Annotated in this window: 1 protein-coding gene; it reads left to right on the forward strand. The window is 54.8% G+C overall.

The features are described from left to right. Nucleotides 1-205: 205 nt before the first annotated feature. A complete protein-coding gene (locus tag ACWUKX_RS30910; RefSeq protein ID WP_029349148.1) occupies nt 206-1285 on the forward strand; it encodes a mechanosensitive ion channel family protein in 1080 nt (359 codons plus the stop codon). Nucleotides 1286-1300 lie beyond the last annotated feature (15 nt).

The raw sequence follows: 1300 nt of genomic DNA on the forward strand, positions 1-1300 counted from the left end.
GCATTTGCCGAATATGGCGGCGCCGTCGCATCTTTCTGCTGCCGCCCTATTTCACCAAGGACGGGGCCGCCGGAATGAAGGCCAGCTTTCGGGGACCGGCAAGGAACCGGTCAGCGACTGACATCGGGTCGTTTGCCGGAATGCCGCCGTCGAGGAACGAGAAGGCACTGGCTGGGTGTTGATGGCCACATCGGGAGGTGAACCCATGGAACCGCGCGCCAAGGAACAGGAGAACCTTTCCCGACTCGAACGGGCCGCGCAACAGACTGCTGATCCAGAAACTTTGGAACAGAAGGCGAAAAAGCCCGAGGAAAAATTCCGCTTCAGCCTTCGCAAGCAAGATGTCTGGTGGACGGTTGGTTTCGCTGCCGCCGCCTTGCTGCTTTTTGGTATCCAAGTCCTGATCAATTGGCGCTTAGAATGGCTTGATGCGCCTTTGCGCGTTCGCGTGCTGAACTACGTCAGGGGCGGCCTTCTCATTTTCGTTATGCTGACCGTTGCCAATGTTATCGAAGTCTTTCTCATTGGCCGAATTCCCAATCGTGTTTCGCGTTTCAACCTGCAACGTATTTTTCGATTGGTCGTCGTCGTCGCCATCGTCTTCGTGGCCATTTCGGTCTTATTTGTGAACTGGTACGCTGCGGTTGTTTCACTCGGCCTGATTTCACTGATTCTCGGCTTTGCGCTGCAAATGCCGATCTCCAGTTTCATCGCCTGGATTTATATTCTGGCCAGGGCGCCTTATCGCGTTGGCGACCGCATTCGCATCGGCGATGCCCATGGCGATGTCATTGATGTCAGCTATCTCGACACGACGTTATGGGAATTCGGCGGCGAACATCTTTGGACCGATCATCCAAGCGGACGCGTCATCAAGTTTCCGAACTCCACCGTGTTTGACACGCCGGTCTTCAACTATTCCTGGCCGCTGTTTCCCTATGTCTGGAACGAAATCAAGTTCCAGCTCGCTTATGAAAGCGATCTGGAATTCGTAGCGAAAACCATGAGAGAGGTCGTTGACGAGCAGATCGGCGACATCATGAGCCAGAAGGTGAAGGTCTATAAGCACATCCTGTCGCAAACGCCGGTGGACGAACTCGAAGTGAAGGAGCATCCCGTGGTTCATTTTCGCGTCAGTGAAAACACCTGGCTCGAGGCCATCGTGCGTTACCTCGTGCCGCCGAAGGAAGCGGGGCGCACCAAAACACGCTTGATCAAGGAAATGCTGGCGCGAATGAATGCAAAACCCGATCGCGTGCTGTTTCCGAAGAGCAATTTGAGGTGAACTTCCTCACGCCCC

The organism is Mesorhizobium sp. f-mel, assembly GCF_053850215.1.

Coding starts and splice junctions, on each gene's coding strand:
- ACWUKX_RS30910 (WP_029349148.1), top strand. CDS start 206: ATGGAACCGCGCGCCAAGGAACAGGAGAACCTTTCCCGACTCGAACGG.